This is a genomic window from Bradyrhizobium oropedii, from assembly GCF_020889685.1.
Taxonomy (GTDB): Bacteria; Pseudomonadota; Alphaproteobacteria; order Rhizobiales; family Xanthobacteraceae; genus Bradyrhizobium; species Bradyrhizobium oropedii.
Window position 1 is genome coordinate 1 of sequence record NZ_JACMYO010000134.1, and the last position, 24,163, is coordinate 24,163.

The following is a 24,163-nucleotide window of genomic DNA, read 5'->3' on the forward strand; positions in this document are numbered from 1 at the left end:
CGGCCTTCGCCGGGACGACACCGAGTTTCTGGATGCTTGCGCCGCTACTTCAGCGCCGCCGTGGCCTCGTCGAGCCACAGCTTGGTGGCGTTGTCGTCGAGATGCGGGCGCACCGTACGCGCGACGCGGGCGTGGTAGTCGTTGAGCCAGGCCAGTTCGCCGGCGCTCAGCATGCTCACCTCGATCAGGCGGCGATCGATCGGCGCCAGGGTCAGCGTCTCGAAGGCGTTGACCGGCTTCTCGGCGCCGGCAATGTCGGTGCCGATCACAAGTTCGAGGTTCTCGATCCGGATGCCATAGGCGTCGGTCTTGTAGTAGCCGGGCTCGTTGGACAGGATCATGCCGCGCTTCAGCGGCGTGGTGCCGAGCTTCGAGATCCGCGCCGGGCCTTCATGGACGCTGAGATAGCTGCCGACGCCGTGGCCGGTGCCGTGCTCGAAATCGATCCCGGCCTGCCAGAGATATTGCCGCGCCAACGTGTCGAGCTGCGCGCCGGTGGCGCCGTCGGGGAAGATCGCGCGGGCGATTGCGATATGGCCGCGCAGCACGCGGGTGAAGCGGTCGCGCATCTCGTCGGTCGGCTGGCCGATCGCGATGGTGCGGGTGACGTCGGTGGTGCCGTCCTGATATTGCGCGCCGGAATCGATCAGCAGGAGGTCGCCGGGCGCGATGCGGCGGTTGCTCTTGCGGGTCACGCGGTAATGCACGATGGCGCCGTTCGGCCCGGTGCCGGCGATGGTCGGGAAGGAGACGTCCTTCAGCGCGCCGGTCTGGCGGCGGAACGTCTCCAGCGCCTCGACGGTGTCGATCTCGGTGAGGGCGCCGGACGGCGCCTCGTGGTCGATCCAGGCGAGGAAGCGGGTCAGCGCCACCGCGTCGCGCTGATGTGCCGTGCGCGTGCCCTCGATCTCGGTGATGTTCTTGACCGCCTTCAGCAGGCCGACCGGATCGTTGCCGCGCACCGGCTTGCCGCCGGCACCCGAGATCAGGCGGCTCAGGGCGTCCGCGGCCGTCGCGCTGTCGAGCGCGATCGAGGCACCGCGCCTGGCGAGCTCGGTGAGCTTCGGTGTCAGCGCCGCCGGCTCCTCGACATCGGCCGACTGTTCGAGATGGTCGCGGGTCGAGTTGGACAGCTTGCGGTGATCGATGAACACCAGCGGCCGGCCTTCCTTCGGCACCAGCGCGTAGGACAGCGGCAGCGGCGTGTGCGAGACGTCGGCGCCGCGGATATTGAAGGCCCAGGCTACCGCGTGGCTGTCGGAGAGCACCAACGCATCGACGCCGAGCTTGTTGATCTCGAGCCGGATGCGCTTGAGCTTCTCGGCTTCGATCTCGCCGGAAAACTGCGCGCCGTGAACAGAGACCGCGCCGAGCGGCGGTGCCGGACGTTCGTGCCAGATCGTATCGACCGGGTTGCCGTCGACGGCGACCAGCTCGGCGCCCGCCTTGGTGCAGGCTGCCGCCAGCCGTTCGGCTGCCGCAGAAGTGTGCAGCCAGGGGTCAAATCCTAGGCGGTCGCCGGCCGCCAGATGCCGGGTCAGCCAGTGCTCCGGTGGCGGCTCGACCAGCGGCTCGACCTGCCAGGCCTTGCGGTCGACCTGCTTGGCGGCCTGCAACGTGTAGCGGCCGTCGACGAACAGGGCGGCTTCCTTGCTCAGCACGATCGCGAGCCCGGCCGATCCGGTGAAGCCTGTGAGCCAGGCGAGCCGCTCCTCGGACGCGGCAACATATTCATTCTGCTGCTGATCGGCGCGCGGAACCACAAATCCCGTCAGCTTGCGCCGCGCCAGTTCCTCGCGCAGCGCGCTCAGCCGTGCGGTCAGCGCCACGCCGCCTTCGGGTTCTTCGAACGTCTGGAAATGGGCTTCGAACATCGGCTTCGCACTCTCTTCGGGTCGAGCATGACCTTCGCGCAAGCGCAGTCAAGCGTGACCATATTTTTGGCATAACTTATGCTTGAATCATGGCATAGTAGAACTGACCGGACGATGTCCACTGCACGTCGATGGTCAAGCGTACGGGGAGTGTCCAGGAGTGTCTCAACTCAACGGTGAGGAGATGCACGATGCCTGCATTCACGTTTGAGAAGATCTCGCCGCCGATCCCCCGCGGCCCGATCGCGCCGGTCGAACAGAAGCCGCGCGGCGTCATCGTCCAGATGCTGGATCGCTTTGCCGAGGCGCGTGCCCGGCGTGCAGCCAATCAGGACAAGGTCGAGGCGGCCGGCCGTGATTCCGGTGCGCCCAAATAGCCAGTCCGCAGATTGCGTCTACTGCGCGAGGTCCGACGCCTTCACCACGGTCGCATTGGCGACCCTGGTGCCGTCGAGTTCGCGTACGATCCGCTCATCGGGGCCGACGATACCGAGATCGAATTCGCGTTCTGACGTCAGTAGCGTCATGCGCTGGCCGACGATGACGACGACGGTCATGTCGAGCGTCTCGCCGGATAGGGTCCATTCCCTGAGCTCGTTGCGAAACGGCTTCCTGCGCCAGGCGTCGGGGAAGCCCGGATCGCATCTGACCTCGAGGCCGTCGTCCGACGTGGTCAGGACAAGCTTCGATCTGGAGGGCTTCCAGTGCGCCTCCAGCAGTTCATTGAGCAGCCAGACGCAGCTGAACGTGCGGCACTCCGCCGGCCGGCTTGGGTAGATCCGGCAGCAGCGCCCCGGCTTGCAATGCGGACACCATGTATTGGCGGGCTTCGCCAGTTCCTCGATCGCCATCACCTTGCAGCAGAGCGTGCAGTCGCCGCACTGTCTGCCGGTGGTGGTCATCTAGAGCATGATCCGGAAAAGTGGGAACCGGTTTTCCGAAAAGATCATGCTCAAACAAGAAGACAAGATCATGATGCGATTTTGCATCATGATCTTGAGCGCAGCAGCAGGCTGCTCCAACCCTCGATCTTCAGATGCCGCAGCGGCACCAGCCCGCGGGCGCGATAGGCGGCGATGACGGCCGGTGCCTGGTGCGTCAGCAGGCCGGAGAGGATGACCTGCGCCGACGCAGCGAGGTGGCGCGCCATCGGGCCTGCAAGTTGCCGCAGCGGATTGGCGAGGATGTTGGCGAGCACGAGATCGAACGGCCCGTCCTCGGCAAAGCGTGGTGACGCAAAGCCGGTGGCGCGGATCACATCCACCAGGTGTCCAGCCCCGTTCAGCCAGGCATTCTCCTCGGCGACCCTGACCGACGGAGCGTCGATATCGCTCGCCAGCACCTTGCCGTGCAGCGCCTTGGCGGCGGCGATCCCCAGCACGCCGGTCCCGGTGCCGAGATCGAGCACGCGGCGAGGCTGATAGGCCTTCAGCACGTGGTCGAGCAGCAGCAGGCAGCCGCGCGTGGTGCCGTGATGGCCGGTGCCGAAGGCGAGCGCCGCCTCGATCTCGATCCCGAGCTTGTTGGGGGGGATCCTGTGCCGGTCATGCTGGCCGTGGACCATGAAGCGGCCGGCCGCGACCGGGACGAGGTCCTCGAGGCTGGCTTTCACCCAATCCTTCGCCTCCACGGTGTCAAAGACCAAAGTTGATGCGACATCCGGCCGCACGATCTGGCTTATCAGTTCGCGCAGCAAGGCCTGGTCCGGCGGCTCGGCAAAATGGACGGTGACGTCCCAGCGGCCATCCGGCCGCTCGAAGGCCGCAAATGCCGCCTGATCCTCGAAAAACAGCTCGGAAAGCGCGTCGACCACGCGTTTTGCGGTCGGTTCGTCTGAAAGGGTGATGCTGGCGCGGTGTGTGGACGGGGTCATCGGAGGCCGGTAGCGCGGTTTTTGTTAAAATTTCAACCGGGATTCAATTGAATTTCGCGAGAATTGATAGGTTCCAGATGAAAGCAACTTTAGATTTCACCGTAGTAGTACCAGTTCCGGAACCGGGAACCCCGTTGTTCTAAGGGCATCACAACCAAGGGCAGGGCTACAATGAAGGCTTTTATTGTTAGGTTTTTACGGAATGAATCCGGCGCGACCGCCATCGAATACGGACTGATTGCAACTGGTATCGCCATCGCCATCATCGCTGCGGTGAACGGTGTCGGCACGAATCTGAGCGGGGCGTTCAGCTCGATTGCCGGCTCGCTCAAGTAATTTCGCAAACCGCGTTCTGAGGCAAGCACCGGGCAACGACGCCCGGTGTTTTCTTTTTGACCGGTTGTCCACAGAGTTCCAGACGGCTTATCAACGAGACATCAACCGCGTTGTCCCTCGGTTGTCAGCCTCTGCTCCACAGGCAGTCCACCGGGATATTCACCGTTTTTCCCGCGATGGGACACGAGGTCTGACCACGGTCGACCCACAGCTTCTCCACAAGCCTGTCCACAGCGAGCCGTGCCGCGGCCGCCGCACGATGTGCGTCGTATTCGCCCTATGCGAACAGCGCGCGATGGTCGGCCAGGATGGCCCGCGCGGCGTTGTGGCCGGGAGCGCCGGTGACGCCGCCGCCGGGATGGGCGCCGGAACCGCAATGGTAGAGCCCCCGGAGTGGTCCACGATAGTCGGCGTGGCCGAGCATCGGCCGCGCCGAGAACAGCTGGTTCAGCGTCAGCGCGCCATGGAAGATGTCGCCGCCGAGCAGGCCGAATTGCCGCTCGAGATCGAGCGGCGAAAGGATCTGGCGGCCGAGCACGGTACCCGCGAAGCCGGGGGCGTATTGGTCCACGGTTGCGATCATCAGATCGGCGACCTGTTCGCGATGGTCGTCCCACGACTTGCCGTCGGGCAATTGCGGCGCGACGTGCTGGCAGAACAGGCTCGCGACATGCTGGCCCGGCGGGCTCAGGCTGTCGTCGAGCGTCGAGGGGATCAGCACCTCGACGACGGGCGCGCGGCTCCAGCCGAATTCGCGCGCATCGCGCCAGGCGTGATCCATGTAACCGAGACTTGGGGCGATGATGATGCCCGCGGTGAGGTGATCGCCCTGGCCGGGCAGCGCGGTGAACGAGGGCAGGGCGCTCAGCGCCACATTCATCCTGAACGTGCCGGAACCATTCTGCCATCGTGAGATGCGCGCGAAGAATTGGCCTGGCAGTGCGCCGTCCGGCACCAGGCGTGTGTACAGCAGCTTCGGATTGACGTTCGAGACAACATATTTGGCGCGGATCGTCTCGCCATTGTCGAGGATCACGCCGGTGGCACGATCCTTCTCGACGATCACCTCGCGGACTCCCGCATCGGTTTCGATCTCGACGCCATGGCTGCGCGCGGCGCTTGCCATCGCCTGGGTGATCGCACCCATGCCGCCGATCGCATGGCCCCAGACGCCCTTCTTGCCGTTCACCTCGCCGAATGCATGGTGCAGCATCACGTAGGCGGAGCCGGCCGCGTAGGGGCTGGCGTAATTGCCGACGATGGCATCGAAGCCGAACAGCGCCTTGACGAGGTCGCTCTCGAAGCGCTCGTCGAGCATCTCGCCGGCCGAGCGCGTGAACAGGTCGAGCAGATTGCGCTGCTGCTCCAGCGTTAGCCGCCGCAGGATGTTGGCGGTGCCAAGCGCGTTGAGGGCCTCGCTCATCGCGCCGATGCCAAAACCCTCGACGAGGTTCGGCGGCGCGCGCAGCACGAATTGGCGCAGCACGTCGGCGATGGCTTCGAGTTCCGCCGAGAACACGCCGATGGCGGCCGCGTCGCGCTCACTGAGTTTTGCGACCGACTGCTGGGTGCGGCCTTCGCCGGTCAGCAAATAGCTGCCGTCGGGCGCGGGAAGGAAATTCTGGGCGCGGCGCTCGACGATCTCAAGGCCGTGATCGGCAAGTTTCAGGTCAGAAATGATTTGCGGATTGAGCAGGCTCACCGTGTAGGCGGCGACCGAATTGCGGAAGCCCGGATGAAACTCTTCGGTGACGGCGGCGCCACCCACCACCTTGCGGCGTTCGACGACCTTCACCCGCAGCCCTGCCATCGCGAGATAGGCCGCGCAGGTGAGGCCGTTATGCCCCGCACCGATGATGACGACGTCTGTCTCGTTCATGTCAGCTTCAAGAAGCAGTGATTAAAGCATGATCCGGAAAAGTGGAAACCGGTTTTCCGAAAGGCTCAAGAAAAGATCCAACGTGCTGTGGCGCCGCAGCGCCGCGTCGTCAAGTCCACGTGACCGCGGTTTCTTGTCCGTGATACTGCCGTATGATCAATTCAAGTCCTCCGGTGCGCTGCCGCCGGACCGTCCGCCTCCGGCGCCCGCCGGGTCCATGCCGGAGCCTCCATGACGTCTGAGCCGTCCGCCTCGCGAAACCGGCTGGTGCTGGTTGTCTATACCGCTGCGATCTTCGTCAGCGCGCTGCTGCTGTTCTCGGTGCAGCCGCTGTTCACCAAGATGGTGCTGCCGCGGCTCGGCGGCTCGCCGGCGGTGTGGTCGGTGGCAATGGTGTTCTTCCAGTCGTTGCTGCTCGGCGGCTATGCCTATGCGCATCTCTTGATGAAGCTGAACAGCCGCATCTTGCCGATCGCGGTGCATCTGGCGCTGCTCGTCGTCGCGTTGCTGACATTGCCGCTGTCGATCAGGAGCGGCTGGGGCGAGCCGCCGAATTCGGGCTATGCAATCTGGCTGCTCGGCCTGTTCGCCGTTTCGATCGGCCTGCCGTTCTTTGCGCTCGCCGCCAACAATCCGCTGCTGCAGGCCTGGTTCGTGCGCACCGGTCATCCCAACGGCCCCGACCCGTATTTCCTCTACGCGTCCTCGAACATCGGCAGCTTCCTGGCGCTGCTGTCCTATCCGGTGCTGCTCGAGCCGATGTTCACCTTGCGCACCCAGAACCTGATCTGGACCGGCGGCTATGGCCTGCTGATCGTGCTGATCGCAGGTTGCGGTGTGCTGCTATTGCGGTCGCCGGCCAATGCCGGCGCGCTCAACATGCAGGTCGATGACGCCAAAGCGCCGGCGCCGTTCTGGTCGCTGCGGGCGCGCTGGATATTCCTCGCTGCCGTGCCGTCCGGGCTGCTGATCGCGGTGACCGCGCATATCTCGACCGACGTCGCGGCGGCGCCCCTGCTCTGGGTGCTGCCGCTGTCGCTGTATCTCCTGACCTGGGTGCTGGTGTTCCAATCGCGGCCGCTGCTGCCGCACAAATGGATGCTGCGGGCGCAGCCGCTGGCGATCGCCGGCGTCGTGATCCTGCTCGCGGTCGGCGGCGAGCAGAACCTGCTGCTGACGCTCGGCGGCCATCAGCTCTGCTTCTTCATCATCGCGATGGCCTGTCATGGCGAACTCGCGCGCACCCGCCCGGCGGCAAAATATCTCACCGGCTTCTATGTCGCGCTGTCGTTCGGCGGCATGGTCGGTGGCCTGTTCGCGGGGCTCATTGCGCCCTTTACTTTCTCGTGGGTCGCCGAATATCCGATCCTGCTGGCGCTCGCGGCGCTGTGCCGTCCGCCCGGCGGCGCGGAGCGGTTGCCGCGCTGGAGCGCCTGGTACTGGCCGTTCCTTGCGGTGCTGGCGGTGGCGCTGATCGCGCCGAGTTATTCGGCCGGCGGCACCTTCAACTGGCTCGACGATCACCGGATCTGGGTGATCGGTGCGGTCGGCGTGCTCTCGGCGCTGCTCGCGCTTGCGCTCAATGCCAATCGCTGGAAGATCTTCGCGACCGTCGTGGTCGCGCTGGTGGTGCTGCGCTCTTACCCATCCGACGATGGCCGCGTCGAAACGGTGCGCAGCTTCTTCGGCGTGCACAAGATCGTGGTGACACCGAACGGTCAGTATCACGTACTGATGCACGGCACCACGATCCACGGCGCCGAGAAGTTCAAGAACGACAACGGCACGCCGGTCACCGGAAGGCCCGAACCGATCAGCTACTACCACAAGGACGGTGGCATCGGGCAGGCGATCACGGCAATCCGCGAGCGCAAGGGCGCGCCGCTGAAGGTCGCTGTCATCGGGCTCGGCTCGGGGACGCTGACCTGTGCGTCAGTGCCCGGCGAGGACTGGAAGTTCTTCGAGATCGACCAGTCGATGGTCGATACCGCGCGCGACCCAAAATACTTCACCTACATCCAGAACTGCGAGCCGAACCTGAAGCCTGTGATCGGCGACGCGCGGCTGACCTTCGCCAAGGAGCCGGACGGCGTCTACGATCTCATCATCGTCGACGCCTATTCGTCGGACGCGATCCCGATCCATCTCGCGACCGAAGAGGCGATGGCGATCTACAAGCAGAAGCTGGCGCCGCAGGGCGCCGTCGTGATGCACGTCTCCAACCGCCATCTCGAACTCGCCAGCGTCGTGGTCGGCATTGCGGACGCAAACGACATGAAGAGCTGGGTCTACAGTGAGGATTCCGGACGCGACAACGAGTATATCTTCTCGACCTCTGTCGTGATCTCCGCCCGCGAGGACGCCGATGTCGGCAAGCTCGCATCGTCAAACGTCTGGACCGAGACCGATGCCGACGAGAAGCAGCGGGTCTGGACCGACGATTATTCGAACGTGCTTGGCGCCGTATACCGGCGCCTGCGCGACGGCGAACAGTAGGCGCGAGCGGCTGCCCCAGACTTCTCTAGCGAACCGGTGGCCGCAGCTTGGCGATCTGAGGCTCGACGATTACGGCAAACAGCCCGGGATCGTCGAAAGCCCTCGCCGAGAGCATCGCGCCATGAACCGATGCCATCAGCATTTGGGCCTCCTGTTCCGGCCGCTTGTCCAGCCGGAACGGGTGCTGCTTCGCGCCCGCTTGCAGCACCGACGTCAGCCATTCCGCGAGATGATGGAAATGGCCGCGGACGCGTGATGCGACCTCGTCCGGCAACATCGGCATCTCGCCGGCAAGCATCGCGCAGACGCAGAAGGGCAGCGAAGCATTTCCAATGCACGCCTTCCAGAAGTCCACGTAGGACTGCAGTTGGTCGGCCGGGCTTGCGGACTGCTCCTGAAGCGACTTCAGGCCCAGCTCCGTCTGCTGCCTGTAGCGATCCACCAGCGCCGAAACCAGCTCGGCCTTGGTCGGGAAATGATGGTGGATGCTCGCCTTCCGGATGCCGATCGCATCAGCAATGTCGGCATAGCTGAAGCCGTTATAGCCCCCCGCGACGATGAGCGACTGCGCGACGTCGAGAATCTGTTCTGAGGTCGAAGCCACCGGTTTCATGTTCGCGCGCCTACCTTCCGGTAGGTAGCTTGTCAAGCCAGCGCGGCACGCCGGTCTGACACAAGAAGGTGTCCGAGCGCCGGATTGACCTGAGAGTGTCTACCTACTAGTAGATAGATAAACACAGGAGCTCATCAATGCAAAGCCGACTTTCGGCCCAATCCAGCTGGCTGCAATCCTACTATTTCGGGCGCGCGATCTTCTCGATCGCCTGGGTTGCCGCCGCCGTCGTTTTCAGCGGGCAAATCGGTCCCGCAGCGTTCCTGCTCGTGATCTACCCGGCATGGGACGCCGTCGCCAATCTGGCCGACGCCCGAGTCAATGGCGGGCTGAAGGCCAACCCGTCCCAGGCATTGAATGTCGTGGTCAGCGCGATAACGGCACTCGCCGTGATCGTGGCGATCAGCCACAGCAGCTTCGCCGTTCTCGCCGTGTTTGGGATTTGGGCGATCCTCGCGGGTGTGTTGCAATTGTCCACCGGCGTCAGGCGCTGGCGCCTTGATGGCGCGCAATGGGCGATGATCCTGAGCGGCGCCCAGTCGGCGCTCGCCGGCGGCTACATGATCAGCCGATCCGTCGGCACCGTCGCGCCGACGATTCTCGACGTCGCTCCCTATGCGGGCTTCGGCGCGTTCTATTTCCTGCTGTCAGCAATCTGGCTCTTTGCCACGGCCTATCGCAGCGCGCGTGCGTAACCGTCCGCGACAGCTATTTCTTCTCCGGCAGCGCTGCATTCGCTGCGGTGGGCGCCGACGCGGCAATCAGCGGCATCGTCGGCGTCGTCTCGCCGGCGTCCTCGTCGAGGAATTGCTCCACCCCCGCCTGGATCGATGATTTCGCGCTGTCCGGGCCGCGGTCGCTGAGGTCGTTGTGATGGAATTCGGTCCGGACCACCTTGATGCCGAGCTTGGCGCAGGTTTCGTCGTCGGGCACGACGCCCGGATCGGCCTTGAACACCGGGTCCTTGGAGCGGAACGACAGGATCTTGATCTTGCTGTCGGTGATGAAGGGCACGCGCAGATTGTCCAGCGTCACGACCTTCTTGACCAGGTCGGGATGTTGCTTGGCGAAGAACATCGAGATGTCGCCGCCGTTGGAGTGGCCGATCAAGGTCAGCTGGCGATAGTTGGCGTTCGGATAACGCTTCTTGAGCTCGTCGATCGCATACATGATGTTGAAGACGCCGCGATTGTACTGCATGCGGCGGCCGACATATTCCTCGCCGACCTTGGTCACCATCGGCGCATCGGTGTCGAGATCGTGCTGAATGCTGACCACGAGATAGCCGCGTGACGCGAACACGTTGGTGAGGAACGAGTACTCGGTGTTCCTGACGGTGTTGCCGTGGCTCAGGATCGCGACCGGCAGCTCAATCATCTCCGCCATCGCCTGCATTTGCCGGTCGCGACGGACCGCGACCTCGACCGTGACGTTGCGGTCGTCGCGCAGCACGTCGTGGAACGTCATGGTCGTGTGACCGATGGCCCATCTGTCCGTGGTGAAGTAGCCGGCCATCGTCACGACGCACAGGCAAAGGACAATGATGCCCCGTTTCATTTCGACCTCTGATCGTGCCCTAACTGACCCGCGCTCTGGCCCTGATCTCGTCGGGCATTCCGCGTGAATCGGCCTCCAGAGGCCAGGCGGGCGCTTTTGCCGCCGAATATCGGGCTAATTTTACAATCAGATGACGGCGCGACGACCAGCCACGGCGTGCGGCGGCACGGGCCCTTTGCGGCGGTCACAAGCGGGTGAGGGGCGTTTGAACTGACGGCGCACTGTCTGCGGCGCCGTCAGTGGATCAGGAGCGCGTCTCAGTCTTGGTAGCTGTTGCCGTAGAAGCCGCCGCGCTGCTGCTGCTGGTAGTAAGGCCGCGGCTGATAGTAGCCCTGCGGTGCCGCCGCGTAGCCCTGGTTGCCGTAATATTGCTGCTGGCCATAGGCCTGCGCGCCGTAGGCGCGGCGGCTTGACGGCGGTGCGGGGTAGCGCTGGTCGGTCGAACTGCCGTCGGCCGGATAGATGTAGCCGTCGTCGGCCCGGGCCTGCGCAGGATATTCGCGCGGCTGCGGTGTCAGGACGACAGGGTCGCCGGCGGCGGCGGTGCCGTACTGCCCGTCATATTGCTGCGGCGCAGAGCGAGCGACAGCCGTGCCGTTGCGCCCGCGCGGATTGCGCGCCAGCGCGACCTGCGCCGAACCGGTCAGCGTGACCGTGGTGTTGAGCACGCCTTCCTTCTGGACCAGTGCGTAGAGCGTCGAGGCGTTGTCGCGCGACAGCCGCACGCAACCATGCGAGGCCGGGGTACCCAAGCGATTCACCGAGTCGGTGCCGTGAATCGCGTGACCGATCTTGGTGAAGAAGATCGAATGCGGCATCGGCGCGTCGTCGAATTCCTTGGAGTAGTGATCCTCTTCCATGCGGAACGCGCGGAAGGTGCCGTTCGGCGTCTCGCGCGAGGGAATGCCACTCGATACCGGCCAGTGATAGCGCGCGACGCCATCAACCGCGACGGTCATCTGCTGGTTGTCTTTATCGATGGTGATATCGACCTTGGCCTGCGCGGCGCCGGCCGTGAAAAGCATCACGGAAGTGAACGCAATGAGGAACGAACGCATTTTACCTTTGGCCTCCAGGCCTGATCGCAAAGCCGCGGCTCTCCGTCCCCGGCAACCAATATGCACGGAATCCGAATTTGGTTCCAGTGACGGACCCGGGGCATCGTTAATCCCGCGCACGGCGCAAACAAGGCCGAAGCCGGGCCGGCCCGTCACGGTGGGCTGACTTTTTCGCGAGCAGGGCGCGACCGGCGCCCTCAAGCGGTCGTTTGTACGCAACCATTTGGCCGCATGGGCGTTTCACAAATCCCGCCCGGCGGCGCATTCGCGTCGCGCATCAAGGAACCTCGATGAACAACTCCAAGGTCAAGACCGCGGCCATCGTCCCAGCCGGCCTCTCCGCGCGGCTCCTGCTTGCGGCCGCAGCCCTCGCATTGGTCGCAGTGCCCCATGCCGGCCATGCCCAGGGCATCGTCCGCGGGGCCCACGAGGGCGCCTATGAGGGCAATCGGGTCGCCGGGCCGGTAGGCGGTGTGGTTGGCGGCGCCGTCGGCGCCGGTGTTGGTGGGGCCATGGGCGCGGTGAAGGGCGTGTTCGGCATCCCGGATCGCGGCTACCGCCGTGGCCACCGCTGCCGCGGCTATTACCGCCACGGCCATTTCCATTGCTACTGATCGGGATCGTCAGTCCGGGTTCGCGCTAAGGCGCGCCCCGGAATGACTTGCTTTCGCAAGTCAGTTCTTCAGCCGGTAACCCGTTCTGAAAATCCAGGCCACGATCATCATGCAGGCGATCAGAAAGCCCGCGGTCATGCCGAGGCTGAGCCCGACGCTGACATCGGCGATCTCGTAGAAGCTCCAGCGGAAGCCGGAGATCAGATAGACCACCGGATTGAACAGCGTGATGGTGCGCCAGCCCGACGGCAGCATGTTCACCGAGTAGAAGCTGCCGCCGAGGAAGGTCAGCGGCGTCACCACCAGCATCGGGATCATCTGCAGCTTCTCGAAGCCATCGGCCCAGATGCCGATGATGAAGCCGAACAGGCTGAAGGTGACGGCGGTCAGCACCAGGAAGGTCAGCATCCATACCGGATGCTGGATGTGCAGAGGTACAAACAGTCCGGCGGTCGCCAGGATGATCAGGCCGAGGATGATCGACTTGGTGGCGGCGGCGCCGACATAGCCGATGACGATCTCGAAATAGGAGATCGGCGCCGACAGGATCTCGTAGATCGTGCCGGCGAATTTCGGGAAGTAGATGCCGAACGAGGCGTTGGAGATGCTCTGGGTCAGCACCGACAGCATCACGAGCCCGGGCACGATGAACGTGCCGTAGCTGACGCCTTCGACCTCGGTGATGCGCGAGCCGATCGCGGCGCCGAACACCACGAAATACAGCGACGTCGAGACCACGGGCGAGACGATGCTCTGCAGCAGCGTGCGCCAGGTGCGCGCCATTTCGAACAGATAGATCGCCCGGATTGCGCGGTAATTCATGGCGCCCTCACTAGCGCTCTGATTTCGAAGTTCGCATGCTTTTGCGGAGCCCCCGATGCGAACTTCGAAATCGAAGGAGCGCTAGAAAACTTATGATTCTGGTGCGGCATTGGAGTTTGAAGTTCCTATGAAGAGGGTGCGGCGAAACTGATAGGAACTTCAAACTTGCCGCACCAGGCTGACGAAGATGTCTTCGAGAGAGCTCTGCTTCGTATCGAGATCTGAAATGCGGATGCCGGCATTGCGCAGATCGCTGAGCAGGCTGGTGATGCCTGTGCGATCGCCCTTGGTGTCGTAATCGTAGGTTACCGCGTGGCCGTCGTCGGATAATTCGAGATTGTAGGCGGCAAGCATAGACGGAATGGCATCGAGCTTGTTCTGCAATTGCAGCGTCAGCTCCTTCTTGCCGAGCTTCTGCATCAAGGTCGCCTTGTCCTCGATCAGGATGATCTCGCCCTTGTTGATGACGCCGATGCGGTCGGCCATCTCCTCAGCTTCCTCGATGTAGTGCGTGGTCAGGATGATGGTGACGCCGGAGGCCTGCAGCGTACGGACCACTTCCCACATGCCCTTGCGTAATTCGACGTCGACGCCGGCGGTGGGCTCATCGAGGAACAGGATCTGCGGCTCATGCGACAGCGCCTTGGCGATCATCACGCGGCGCTTCATGCCGCCGGACAGCGTGATGATCTTGTTGTCCTTCTTGTCCCACAGCGACAGGTCCTTCAGCACCTTCTCGATATGGGCGGGGTTCTTCGGCTTGCCGAACAGGCCGCGGCTGAAGCTGACGGTCGCCCACACCGACTCGAAGGCGTCGGTGTGCAGTTCCTGTGGAACCAGCCCGATCATCGACCGTGCCGCGCGATAATCCCTGATGATGTCGTGGCCGCCGATCGCAATGCGGCCCTCGCTCGGATTGGCAATGCCGCAGACGATGCTGATCAGCGTGGTCTTGCCGGCACCGTTCGGCCCGAGCAGCGCGAAGATCTCGCCGCGATTGATGTCCAGATTGATGCCCTTCAGCGCCTTGAAACCGGAGCCATAGGTCTTCGAAAGATTGGATACGGAAATGATCGGCGACATGGAGGATCGGAAGTGTGAGGAAAGGGCGCGCGCGGATTGGAGCCCGGGCGGGGGCGTGATGCGGGTTCAGCCCAGATAAGAACGCAAATTCCGTTCTGCAATCACCCGCCGGGGCAGAAAAATCATTCTACGGTGTGGCGGAATGGCCGCGCTTCAGCATGATCCGGAAAAGTGCGAAGCGGTTTTCCGAAAAGATCATGCTCAAACAACGGCTAAAGCGCGACGACGATTCAACCCGATCTCGTCGCGCTTTAATGCCTCTTCGCCGGTTTCGCCGGCTTCTTGGCGGCGGCCGCTGGCGCAGGGTGCGCGGGCGGCGCGGTGTCGGCGAGCTTGCCGACCAGCATGATCTGCACCTGGTTGTTGACAGGCGCGTTGGGCCGGGCGGGGTCGAGCAACTGCTCTTCGCCGAGCCCGACCGATTGCAGGCGCTTCGGTGTGATCTTGAAGGTGTTGATCAGGATGTCGCGGATCGCGTCGGCCCGCCGCTGGCTCAGCAGCACGTTGTTCTCGCGCCGTCCGGTCGACTCGATATGGCCGACGATCAGGAATGTATACGGCAGCAGCGAGGACTGCGTCAGCGCATCGGCGATGCGCCCGACGGTCTGGTAGGAGTCCGGCAGCACGATCGGCGTGTCGACGTCGAACTGGATGTCGGCGTTGAACGTCGGCAGCTTGGTCAGGTCAGGGGCGATCGGCGGACGCTTCTGCGGCGGCGGCTCGTTCTTCGAGCGCGACTTCGATCGTTCGGCCACCTGCTGGCGCAGCGCGGGGACATCGATTTCGGTGTCTGTCTCGTAGTGGTTCAGCTTGGCGATGACGTCGTCGCGCGTGATGGCGGTCTGCGCGTGTGCGGTCGGCATCGCCAGCAAGGCGAGCGTGCTCAGCAGGCCCAAGAGACCAATGTCGCGCAGGCCTCGCGTCGACTGCCGCATCATTGATACCCCGCGTCATTGATCGCCTGGGCGCAATTGCGGCTGAGGCCCTTGGCGCCGACGAGGCAAGGGACCGACTTGCTGGTCTCCTTGGTCGAGCCGCCGCAGACCTTGACGATCTCGCGGGTGCAGGCGTTCGCAACGGTGACGCGCGCCGCGATCCGCTTCTGGATCGCGTCGAGGGTGGAGAAGTAGCTCTCCTTGCACTGCGGCGATATCACGTCGCGGTTGCGCGACAGGCATTCCTTGAGGCGGTTGGAGTCGAGATTGACGCCACGGCAGTTCGCGGTGATGTCGGCGCCGCACGCCTTGGCGAGCTGTGCTGCCGAATCGCCAAAGCTCATCGTCTCCGCGACCGCCAGCGACGGCGCAGTGAGCGCGACGACAAAAAGGAAAAACCCACCCCGGACCATGGGTGTATCTCAACCCATGAAATCAACTGGGGTCAAGAGCTACGAACAGAGAAGGCCCCTCTGTCACGCCCGTTCCACAAAGCTGTCGACCACCTTCTTCTCGCCGGCCTTTTCGAAGGCGATGGTCAGCTTGTTGCCGTCGATCTTCACCACATGGCCGTAGCCGAATTTCTGGTGAAACACCCGGTCGTCCAGCGAAAATTCCGACGTCGTGCCCGTGGACTTCGCCACCAGCTCGCCTTCGATCACCATGGGGCCGCGTTTGGTGCGGCTGAAGCTATCGGAAGAGGTAAACGACGACTGCCGCTCCTCGAACCCGCCGCTGCGTCCCCCGCCGCCACGGTTGCGGTTGGCCTGGGCGCGCTGCCAGCCCGGGGTCGAATAGCTCGAGCCGAATGATTCGAGGTTGTCGAATCGCGAGGCGCCATAGCCGCCGCTGCCGCCCCAGCCCGATCCGCCCTTGGACTCGGTGATCTCGACATTGTGCGCCGGCAGCTCGTCGAGGAAGCGCGAGGGGATCGTGGTCGACCAGGTGCCATGGATGCGGCGGTTGGTCGCGAAATAGATTTTTGCGCGGCGGCGTGCCCGCGTGAGCCCGACATGGGCGAGGCGGCGCTCCTCCTCGAGCCCGGCGCGGCCCTGTTCGTCGAGCGTGCGCTGGCTCGGGAACAGGCCTTCCTCCCAGCCCGGCAGGAACACATTGTCGAATTCCAGGCCCTTGGCCGAATGCAGCGTCATCAGCGACACGGCTTCGTCGCCGGCCTCGCCGTCGCGGTCCATCACCAGCGAGATATGTTCGAGAAACCCTTGCAGGTTCTCGAATTCCTCCATCGACCGCACCAGTTCCTTGAGGTTGTCGAGCCGGCCCGCGGCGTCGGCCGAGCGGTCCTTCTGCCACATTTCGGTATAGCCGCTCTCGTCGAGCACGATTTCGGCGAGCTCGGTGTGCGAGGTCACCTCGCGCTGGGCACGCCAGCGGTCGAACTGCATCACGAGGTCGCGCAGGGACCCGCGCGCCTTCGGCTTCAGCTCGTCGGTCTCGACGATGGCGCGCGCCGCCTCGAACAGCGGAATACGGCGCTTGCGGGCATGGTCGTGCAGCAGCTGCACGGTGGCGTCGCCGAGCCCCCGCTTGGGCACGTTGACGATGCGCTCGAAGGCGAGATCGTCGGCCGGCGAGTTGATGGTGCGCAAGTAAGCCAGCGCATCGCGGATTTCGGCGCGCTCATAGAAGCGCGGGCCGCCGATCACGCGATAGGGCAGGCCGAGCGTGACGAAGCGGTCTTCAAATTCGCGCATCTGGAACGAGGCGCGGACCAGGATGGCGACGTTGTTGAGATTCTCGCCCGATCGCTGCAGCTCCTCGAGCTCCTCGCCGATCGCGCGCGCTTCCTCTTCCGAATCCCAGGAGCCGGTGACGGTGACCTTCTCGCCGTCGACATCCTCGGTGCGCAGCGTCTTGCCGAGCCGGCCTTCGTTATGCGCGATCAGTTGCGAGGCCGCGGCCAGGATGTGGCCGGTGGAGCGGTAATTGCGCTCGAGCCGGATCACCTTGGCGCCGGGAAAATCGTGATCGAAGCGCAGGATGTTGTCGACCTCGGCGCCGCGCCAGCCATAGATCGACTGGTCGTCGTCGCCGACGCAGCAGATGTTCTTGAGTGGAGCATTCTCCGTCATTCCGGGATGCGCCGCAGGCGCAGACCCGGAATCTCGAGCTGCGTGCACTTCATCTCGAGATTCCGGGTTCGCATCTTCGATGCGCCCCGGAATGACATCGGCAAGCGACCGCCCCGGCCGCGACGGCGCCTGCGACAGCAGACGCAGCCACAGATACTGTGCCACGTTGGTGTCCTGATATTCGTCGACCAGGATGAACTTGAAGCGGTTCTGGTACTGCCGGAGAACGTCGGGGTTCTCGCGGAACAGCCTGATGTTCTCGAGCAGGAGGTCGCCGAAATCGGCGGCGTTGAGGATCTTCAGCCGCTCCTGATAGGTCGCGTAGATCTTGCCGCCCTTGCCGTTGCCGAATGAAGCGGCCTCGCCCGCGGGCACCTGCGACGGCGACAGCCCGCGGTTCTTCCAGCTGTCGATCAGGCCAGCCAGCATCCGCGCCGGCCAGCGCTTGTCGTCGATGTTCTCGGCCTGCAGCAATTGCTTCAACAGCCGCACCTGGTCGTCGACGTCGAGCACCGTGAAGTTGGATTTGAGCTGCACCAGCTCGGCATGGATGCGCAGGATGCGGCCGCCGATCGAGTGGAAGGTGCCGAGCCACGGCATGCCCTCGACCGCCTGCCCGAGCATCTGGCCGAGCCGCAGCTTCATCTCGCGCGCCGCCTTGTTGGTGAAGGTCACCGACAGGATCTCTTGCGGCCGCGCACGGCCCTGACTCAGGATGTGCGCGATGCGCGTCGTCAGAACACGGGTCTTGCCGGTGCCGGCGCCGGCGAGCACCAGCACGGGACCGTCGAGCGTCTCGACCGCCTCGCGCTGCTCCGGATTGAGGCCGTTGAGATATTGCGGACCTGCGGCTGCCCGCGCACGCGCAGCGATGCCGCCAGCCACCGGCTGGTGCTCGGGAACGCCGTGATGGGGCAATTTGCTCGGCTCGGTCATTGGCGAATCGTCTCGGCCCCACGATGGCACCGTGGGACGGTGAAGGGGAGCCTTCTTAACAGGGATTGAAGGCCATATAGGGCCTGACCGGCCGTTTTGACAGGTTTTATCGCGGTCGACGGGAACGCTTTTGGCAGCAGCGTACAACCGGCCCGGTTCCTGAAATCGGCGAAAATTTCGCGGTTTCGCGTCAGGAACCTGCGTTCCCCCGCCGGATTGTTTCAACAGGTGCGGCGCTGGACCGAGGGTCCGCGCAACGAAACGAAGCGAGAGGTTGGATCATGCTGAGCTGGGTCGTCACATTCCTGGTCATCGCCCTGATCGCGGGCATTTTGGGCTTCGGCGGCATCGCCGGCGCCTCGATCGAGATCGCCAAGGCGATCTTCTTCATCGCCGTTATCCTGTTCCTCGTAACGGCTGTGCTCGGATTGGTGCGTGGTCGAACGCGTGTCTAGCGGGCGTTCACTCCGTCACACCTTCGCGGAGGGCATCGCCACGTTGCGGCCGATGCCCTCGGGACGCGGCACGCCCGCATAGCTCGCCACGATCGTTTGCGCCCGGGCGCGGATATCAGGCGGAAACGGCGCCACCTTGCGCGCCTCCATGTCGATGTGCAGCGTAAGGTTTTCCGAGGTCGCCGACAGCCAGCCCTCGGTGGCGTGGCGCAACTCCTCGAACGTGTGCAGCCGCTTCTCGTCGGCGCCGAGCAGGAAGACCTGGACCTGCACGGGATCGCCAAGATGGATTTCCCTGATGTAACGGACATGGCACTCGGCGGTGAAGGTCGAGCAGTGCCGCGCCTTCATGTAGGCCGGGCCGATGCCGAGCTGCAGCCACATCTCGTCGATGGCGCGGTCGAACATCACATTGTAGTAGGCCATGTTGAGATGGCCGTTGTAATCGATCCATTGCGGGTCGATCTGCATCACCGAAGATTTGAACGGGGCGGCCGGAATAGGCATCTCGCTGGCGGCAGTCACTGAAGTCATCTTCCATCCCCGGTTTGCTGGCGTTCGAGCATGAACTTTTCTGTGACTCCGGCGTCCACTTTTTCAAGTCAGGCTCTCTTGACCCCTTATACAAGCTTTGCCACGGTCGGCTAAAGCCGGGAGGAAATTCGACGTGGCGACAACGATTTCGAGCAATGTGACGCGACCTGAGCCGCAGGCCCTGAAGCGCGCGATCGACGCGCTGGCGGCGCGGTTCGGCAACCGGCTCGTCACGTCGCAGGCGGTACGCGAACAGCACGCCCATACCACCACATGGCTGCCGACCCAGCCGCCGGATGCGGTGGTGATGGCGCAGGAAACCGCCGACATCCAGGACGTGGTGCGGATTTGCTCGGCCAATCGCGTGCCGGTCATCGCCTTCGGTACCGGAACCTCGCTCGAGGGCCAGGTCAATGCGCCCGCGGGCGGTGTCTGCATCGATCTGCGCGACATGAACAAGGTGCTCGAGGTGCATGCTGAGGACCTCGACTGTGTGATCCAGCCCGGCGTGACGCGGAAGGCGCTGAACGAGCATCTGCGCGACCAGGGCCTGTTCTTCCCGATCGATCCCGGCGCCGATGCCTCGCTCGGCGGCATGACCTCGACCCGCGCCTCCGGCACCAACGCGGTGCGCTACGGCACCATGCGCGAGAATGTGCTGGCGCTGAAGGTGGTGCGCGGCGACGGCGAGATCATCACGACCGGCACGCGCGCCAAGAAGTCGTCGGCCGGCTACGACCTGACGCATCTGTTCGTCGGCGCCGAGGGTACGCTCGGCATCATCTCCGAACTGACCATCCGCCTGCGCGGCATCCCGGACACGATCGCCGCCGCCGCCTGTTCGTTCGAGACGGTGGCTGGCGCCTGTCAGGCCACCATCCTCGCGATCCAGACCGGCATCCCGGTTGCCCGGATCGAGCTGCTCAACGCGGCGCAGGTGAAGGCCTGCAACAGCTATTCAAAGCTGTCGCTGCCCGAGACGCCGCTGTTGCTGCTGGAATTCCACGGCAGCGAGGTCGAGGTCGCCGAGCAGTCGAAGAATTTCCGCGATATCGCCGCCGAGTGCGGCGGCGGCGACTTCACCTGGACCACCAAGCCCGAGGACCGCACCAGGCTGTGGCAGGCCCGGCATGACGCCTATTGGTCCGTCAAGGCGCTACGCCCCGGCGACAGCATCGGCGTCGTCGCAACCGACGTCTGCGTGCCGATCTCGCGGCTTGCCGACTGCGTCACCGAGACCGAGGACGACCTGAAGCGGCTCAATCTGCTGTCGCCGATCGTCGGCCATGTCGGCGACGGCAATTTCCACTGCTCGCTGCTGTGCGACGTCAACAACAAGGACGAGATGGCGCGCGGCGAGGAATTCATGCACCGCCTGGTCGAGCGCGCGCAATCGATGGACGGCACCTGCACCGGCGAGCACGGCATCGGCCAGGGCAAGCAGAAATATTTGAAGGCGGAACTCGGGGTGGAGGCGCTCGACGCGATGCGAGCGCTGAAGCAGGCGCTCGATCCGCAGAATATTTTCAATCCCGGAAAAATCGTCCCGGCTGTCTGACGCGTTGTCACACCGCTGTGGATTCGCCGGCGTCCGTGCGTGGAACCTTTTTGTCCTCGCGTGTGACGCAGTGTGATCTTGGCGTCTCGCTTCGCGCGCACATTTTCGTGCAGCGGCCGATTCGGCGTGGCCGTAGCGCCATAGTTCGCCGCTTGCTCCGCATCGAGCAGACTCTGCCATTCACAGGTTGCACCAGGGCCAGCTATCCTTGCCGCGCTTTCGGGGTAAGGTGATGTGGTTGTTCAACAAGGCCAAGCAGAAGGATATTTGGGACGATCCCGTCGCGCAGCCGTTCGGCGACATCGAGGCTGCGCAGAGGATCCGTGCGATCTGCCGCGATGCCGCCGGTTGCGCCGAGGCGATCAGCTCACCCGACAAGCGTTCGCCTAAGCAGCAGCAAATCGAGCGCGATCGCTACGAGCGTGCCGCCAAGGCCGCGATGGAGACCGCGATGAAGATATCCGACCAGCTGGTGCGGGATTCCGCAGTGCGCGAGATCGTCGGCCTCTGCATGAAGGCCAACAACATCAAGACGGGACGGGCGCTGTTCCGCGCCATTCACGCCAGCTCGATCAAGGCGGAGGTGCTGAAGGAGCATCCGTCGCTCGATGGTGAGCAGGCTTGAGTCGCTTGACCCGAGCGGTTTGAAATCAGGCTCGATCGGTCTTGCAACGCGTTCGGCGCGCCTCGCCCGCTTGCGGGGAGGCGCGTTGCTAAAATATCGAAAACAACCCCATGCAAAGTAGCCGGCGGTGGCCGGCGTTCGACGCGGCTACTTGACGCGTCGGGCAACTCAGGGATATTCTTCCAATATTCCGAAATCACCCAGATGCACGCTCGCCGCAGGCCCGTGGCCCGGATGGAGCCAACGGGTCGCGCGAACGCGCGCCCGATGACAGGCTCCGCGAAGTCCGGGGCTGTTCATCGACGTGCGAGAGGATCCCGGATTACGCTGCGCTTCATCCGGGCTACGACTTCATCAAATCTAGCTCTGCCCGCCGAGCGTGCGGACCGCCTCATCGACGCTGTGGAAGACGTGGTCCCGCTGCAGCACATCGTAGAGATCGAAGCGCTCGAACGCGTCCTGCGCGCGCGAGGATTCGAGCCGCGCCACCGCCACCGTCACGCCGTCATCGCGGCACTCGCGAAACAGGTCGCGCAGCGCCTGCGCCGCGGTGAAGTCGATCTCGATCATGCCACTGGCCTCGATCACCAGCAGACGCAGCTTGGACGTCACCCCGCCGATGGTCTTGAGCACGCCGCTGTGAAAACCTTCCGCGTTGAGGAACGACAGCGGCGCCTGTAGGCCGACGACGGCGATGCCGGGCTTGCGCTCGCCGGTGACGTGCGGGCCCGTCGGCCACCAGATCGTGGTGCCGGGGACATGGACGAATTCCACCAGCTGGCCCCGAGTCGTGGTCCAGATGCCGTGCAGCAGCGACAGCGCGATGCCGACGGCGACGCCTTGCTCGATCGGCAGCACGATGATCGCGGCAGCCGTCGCCACCACCAGCAGGAACTCGTAGAACGACTGGCGGTAGATCGCGACGATCTGTTTCACGCGGATGATGCGCAGCGCCACGAACAGCAGGACGCCGCCGAGTGCTGCATCAGGCACGTGCTGCAGCAGTGTCGCGCCGAAGGCGAGCAGTGCGAGCACGATGGCCGCGGCAAACAGCCCCGAGAGCTGCGTGCGTCCGCCGGTCTCCGACACGATGCCGGTCCGTGGCGGACTGGCGTTGACGGGAAAGGCGCCGAACAGTCCCGACAGAACGCTGCCGGCGCCGGCGCCGAGAAAGTCGCGATCGACGTCGGCCGGCTTGTTCGGATCGGACAGAAACGAACGCGTCGTTGCCGCGGTCTGCACCATGATCACGACGGCGATCAGGATTGCCAGCGACAGCAACTTCACCCATCGCTCCGGCGCGATGTCGGGAAAGGAGGGCGTCGGCAGCGTGCCGGGCACGGTGCCGACCACCTTGACGCCCTTGGTTTCGAGATGGCCGACGATCACCGCGATGGTGGCCGCGACAAGGCCGATCAGCGCACCCGGAATCCGCGCGCTGATCTTCTCCGATCCGGCGACCAGCGCCAGCACGCCAAGGCCGATCACCAGCGTGTAGGAATTGGTCTGGCCGATCTTCTCGGTGAGCACCCCGAGCTTGTAGAGCGTCGGCCCGTCCGGCGTGGTCAGGCCGAGCACGCCGGGCAGCTGCGAGACCAGGATGTGGACCGAGATGCCGGCGAGGAAGCCGACCGTCACCGGTGTCGACAGCAGATTGGCGATCCAGCCGAGCTTGAACAGGCCGCCGGCGATCATGATGACGCCGACCATCAGCGCCAGCGCCATCGCGAACGCCTGATAGTCAGGCGAGCCTGCCGTGGCCATCAGCGCCAGCCCGCCCGCGAAGATCGGCGTGATCGTGGAGTCGGCGCCGCAGGACAGGAAGCGATTGGCGCCGAACATCGCAAAGCCGAGCGAGCCCGCCATGAAGGCGAAGAAGCCGATCTGCGGCGAGAAGCCGCCAAGCCGCGCGGTCGCCATCTGCTCCGGGATCGCGATCGCGGCAAGCGTCAATCCGGCGATCAGGTCACCCGGCAGGTCGCTCGGCCGGAATGCCCTCAGCGAACGAAAGATCGGCCAGTTGGCGCGCGTCTGATGAACTTCGGCCATCGGTCTCGACTCACCTGGCGGTTGCGATGCTTGCGCAAATAGTCCGCTATCGCCTGACCAAAAGCCAGCGGCGTTGGGCGGTGTGCAGCCGCGAAGCGCGTCCTTATCCGGGGCGCGGTTCGGTGATCGACTTGCGGATAGCTGCCAGCGGCGCGCTGTCGTCGAATTCGACGCTGTCGCCCTGTAGCCTGACGCCGAGATCGCGCCACAACGCGGCAAGATCGGGCGTTACCGGCTTTGAACCCCATTCGTTGTGCAGCAGCGTCAGCACGTCGACGCCGACCGCCCTGTCGGCGGTCGACAGCACGCGCGCGATCGGCCAGTCCTTTTCGTGGTTGCCGCCGGCGGCGAGCACGCCGCGCATGGCATCCTGCAGTCCGACCTTGTTGCCGGTGCGCTTGCGGATCTCGATATCGGCAAGCAGGCAGAACAGCGCGCCGCCCCAATATTTCCGGCCCCAGGTGTCGGTGTTGTCGAGCCCCTGGTCACCGGCCTGCGGCAGGCCCTTGGGGATGTCGCGCATCATCGCCTGCCAGATTTCCTGCGCCGTGAGATCGCCGGCCTGCACGCGCGCGACCGGTTCGACATAGACCGCGAGCCCCTCCGACAGCCAGGCGTAGCGGTCGTCGAGGTCGGGCAGGGCGGTGTGCACCATCTCGTGGACGATCACCCAGTCGCGCTTGAGATCGTCGGCGCCGGCGTCGCGGCCGATCGGCAAGCGGATTGCGGCGCCGCGATAGCCCCAGGTGGTGCCGCCGCGCACGCGTGCGCCGTCG

The 24,163-nt window shown here is 64.4% G+C and carries 23 protein-coding genes; 8 read left to right on the plus strand and 15 right to left on the minus strand.

The annotated features are described in order from the left end of the window. Nucleotides 1–44: 44 nt before the first annotated feature. The gene (locus H8A95_RS29855) at nt 45–1,874 is read right to left on the minus strand and encodes an aminopeptidase P family protein (protein WP_229186451.1); all 1,830 of its coding nucleotides are present in this window, start codon (nt 1,872–1,874) and stop codon (nt 45–47) included. 191 nt (nt 1,875–2,065) lie between these two features. Between H8A95_RS29855 and H8A95_RS29860 the strand changes: the two genes are divergently transcribed. Next, nucleotides 2,066–2,251, plus strand: a complete 186-nt coding sequence (locus H8A95_RS29860) for a hypothetical protein (protein WP_229186452.1) — start codon at nt 2,066–2,068, stop codon at nt 2,249–2,251. An 18-nt stretch (nt 2,252–2,269) separates the two neighbouring features. On the opposite strand, the gene H8A95_RS29865 is transcribed toward H8A95_RS29860, so the two are convergent. Further along, nucleotides 2,270–2,776: a hypothetical protein gene (locus H8A95_RS29865; RefSeq protein ID WP_229186453.1), complete on the minus strand. Its 507-nt coding sequence runs from the start codon at nt 2,774–2,776 to the stop codon at nt 2,270–2,272. An 86-nt stretch (nt 2,777–2,862) separates the two neighbouring features. Continuing rightward, the gene (locus H8A95_RS29870; protein ID WP_229186454.1) at nt 2,863–3,747 is read right to left on the minus strand and encodes a 50S ribosomal protein L11 methyltransferase; all 885 of its coding nucleotides are present in this window, start codon (nt 3,745–3,747) and stop codon (nt 2,863–2,865) included. Between the two features lie 171 nt (nt 3,748–3,918). Between H8A95_RS29870 and H8A95_RS29875 the strand changes: the two genes are divergently transcribed. Next, nucleotides 3,919–4,083, plus strand: a complete 165-nt coding sequence (locus H8A95_RS29875) for a Flp family type IVb pilin (protein WP_229186455.1) — start codon at nt 3,919–3,921, stop codon at nt 4,081–4,083. Between the two features lie 277 nt (nt 4,084–4,360). Here the strand turns inward: H8A95_RS29875 and H8A95_RS29880 are convergent, their stop codons facing one another. Beyond that, a complete protein-coding gene (locus tag H8A95_RS29880; RefSeq protein ID WP_229186456.1) occupies nt 4,361–5,962 on the minus strand; it encodes a phytoene desaturase family protein in 1,602 nt (533 codons plus the stop codon). Between the two features lie 231 nt (nt 5,963–6,193). Here H8A95_RS29880 and H8A95_RS29885 point away from each other — a divergent pair, with 231 nt between their 5' ends. After that, nucleotides 6,194–8,458 (plus strand): spermidine synthase, encoded by a 2,265-nt coding sequence (locus H8A95_RS29885; RefSeq protein WP_229186457.1) that lies wholly within the window; start codon nt 6,194–6,196, stop codon nt 8,456–8,458. A gap of 25 nt (nt 8,459–8,483) precedes the next feature. Here the strand turns inward: H8A95_RS29885 and H8A95_RS29890 are convergent, their stop codons facing one another. Then, a complete protein-coding gene (locus H8A95_RS29890) occupies nt 8,484–9,071 on the minus strand; it encodes a TetR/AcrR family transcriptional regulator (protein ID WP_229186458.1) in 588 nt (195 codons plus the stop codon). A 137-nt stretch (nt 9,072–9,208) separates the two neighbouring features. On the opposite strand from H8A95_RS29890, the gene H8A95_RS29895 reads away from it, so the two are divergent. Then, the gene (locus tag H8A95_RS29895) at nt 9,209–9,766 is read left to right on the plus strand and encodes a DUF308 domain-containing protein (protein WP_229186459.1); all 558 of its coding nucleotides are present in this window, start codon (nt 9,209–9,211) and stop codon (nt 9,764–9,766) included. Nucleotides 9,767–9,779: 13 nt separating this feature from the next. Here the strand turns inward: H8A95_RS29895 and H8A95_RS29900 are convergent, their stop codons facing one another. Both H8A95_RS29900 and H8A95_RS29905 read right to left on the minus strand, forming a co-directional pair. Then, entirely contained in the window at nt 9,780–10,628 is an 849-nt protein-coding gene (locus tag H8A95_RS29900) for an alpha/beta fold hydrolase (protein WP_229186460.1), read from the minus strand. A gap of 257 nt (nt 10,629–10,885) precedes the next feature. Beyond that, complete coding sequence (locus H8A95_RS29905) at nt 10,886–11,686, minus strand: L,D-transpeptidase (protein ID WP_229186461.1); 801 nt, start codon at nt 11,684–11,686, stop codon at nt 10,886–10,888. Nucleotides 11,687–11,976: 290 nt separating this feature from the next. Here H8A95_RS29905 and H8A95_RS29910 point away from each other — a divergent pair, with 290 nt between their 5' ends. Further along, complete coding sequence (locus H8A95_RS29910) at nt 11,977–12,300, plus strand: hypothetical protein (RefSeq protein ID WP_229186462.1); 324 nt, start codon at nt 11,977–11,979, stop codon at nt 12,298–12,300. Nucleotides 12,301–12,360: 60 nt separating this feature from the next. Here H8A95_RS29910 and H8A95_RS29915 read toward each other — a convergent pair whose 3' ends face one another. The 5 genes from H8A95_RS29915 to H8A95_RS29935 all read right to left on the minus strand — a co-directional run bounded on the left by H8A95_RS29915 (nt 12,361) and on the right by H8A95_RS29935 (nt 18,166). After that, on the minus strand, nt 12,361–13,122 hold the full coding sequence (locus H8A95_RS29915) for an ABC transporter permease (RefSeq protein ID WP_229186463.1): 762 nt from the start codon (nt 13,120–13,122) through the stop codon (nt 12,361–12,363). Between the two features lie 159 nt (nt 13,123–13,281). After that, complete coding sequence (locus H8A95_RS29920; protein ID WP_229186464.1) at nt 13,282–14,205, minus strand: ABC transporter ATP-binding protein; 924 nt, start codon at nt 14,203–14,205, stop codon at nt 13,282–13,284. A gap of 251 nt (nt 14,206–14,456) precedes the next feature. After that, nucleotides 14,457–15,143 (minus strand): OmpA family protein, encoded by a 687-nt coding sequence (locus H8A95_RS29925; protein ID WP_229186465.1) that lies wholly within the window; start codon nt 15,141–15,143, stop codon nt 14,457–14,459. Continuing rightward, the gene (locus H8A95_RS29930) at nt 15,140–15,553 is read right to left on the minus strand and encodes a hypothetical protein (protein WP_229186466.1); all 414 of its coding nucleotides are present in this window, start codon (nt 15,551–15,553) and stop codon (nt 15,140–15,142) included. Before H8A95_RS29930 ends, H8A95_RS29925 begins: the two co-directional genes overlap by 4 nt. A gap of 63 nt (nt 15,554–15,616) precedes the next feature. Next, nucleotides 15,617–18,166, minus strand: coding sequence for an ATP-dependent helicase (locus H8A95_RS29935; protein WP_229186467.1), 2,550 nt, complete (start codon nt 18,164–18,166; stop codon nt 15,617–15,619). A gap of 281 nt (nt 18,167–18,447) precedes the next feature. Between H8A95_RS29935 and H8A95_RS29940 the strand changes: the two genes are divergently transcribed. Next, a complete protein-coding gene (locus H8A95_RS29940) occupies nt 18,448–18,621 on the plus strand; it encodes a DUF1328 domain-containing protein (RefSeq protein WP_074128779.1) in 174 nt (57 codons plus the stop codon). A 15-nt stretch (nt 18,622–18,636) separates the two neighbouring features. Here the strand turns inward: H8A95_RS29940 and H8A95_RS29945 are convergent, their stop codons facing one another. Then, the gene (locus H8A95_RS29945; protein WP_229186472.1) at nt 18,637–19,128 is read right to left on the minus strand and encodes a thioesterase family protein; all 492 of its coding nucleotides are present in this window, start codon (nt 19,126–19,128) and stop codon (nt 18,637–18,639) included. Nucleotides 19,129–19,288: 160 nt separating this feature from the next. On the opposite strand from H8A95_RS29945, the gene H8A95_RS29950 reads away from it, so the two are divergent. Together H8A95_RS29950 and H8A95_RS29955 are read left to right on the plus strand one after the other, a co-directional pair. Continuing rightward, nucleotides 19,289–20,713 (plus strand): FAD-binding oxidoreductase, encoded by a 1,425-nt coding sequence (locus H8A95_RS29950; RefSeq protein WP_229186468.1) that lies wholly within the window; start codon nt 19,289–19,291, stop codon nt 20,711–20,713. A gap of 232 nt (nt 20,714–20,945) precedes the next feature. After that, nucleotides 20,946–21,338 (plus strand): hypothetical protein, encoded by a 393-nt coding sequence (locus tag H8A95_RS29955; protein WP_229186469.1) that lies wholly within the window; start codon nt 20,946–20,948, stop codon nt 21,336–21,338. Nucleotides 21,339–21,698: 360 nt separating this feature from the next. On the opposite strand, the gene H8A95_RS29960 is transcribed toward H8A95_RS29955, so the two are convergent. Continuing rightward, complete coding sequence (locus H8A95_RS29960) at nt 21,699–23,387, minus strand: SulP family inorganic anion transporter (protein ID WP_229186470.1); 1,689 nt, start codon at nt 23,385–23,387, stop codon at nt 21,699–21,701. A 103-nt stretch (nt 23,388–23,490) separates the two neighbouring features. Continuing rightward, nucleotides 23,491–24,163: hypothetical protein (locus tag H8A95_RS29965; RefSeq protein ID WP_229186471.1), on the minus strand; the 673-nt coding region annotated here is incomplete at its 5' end.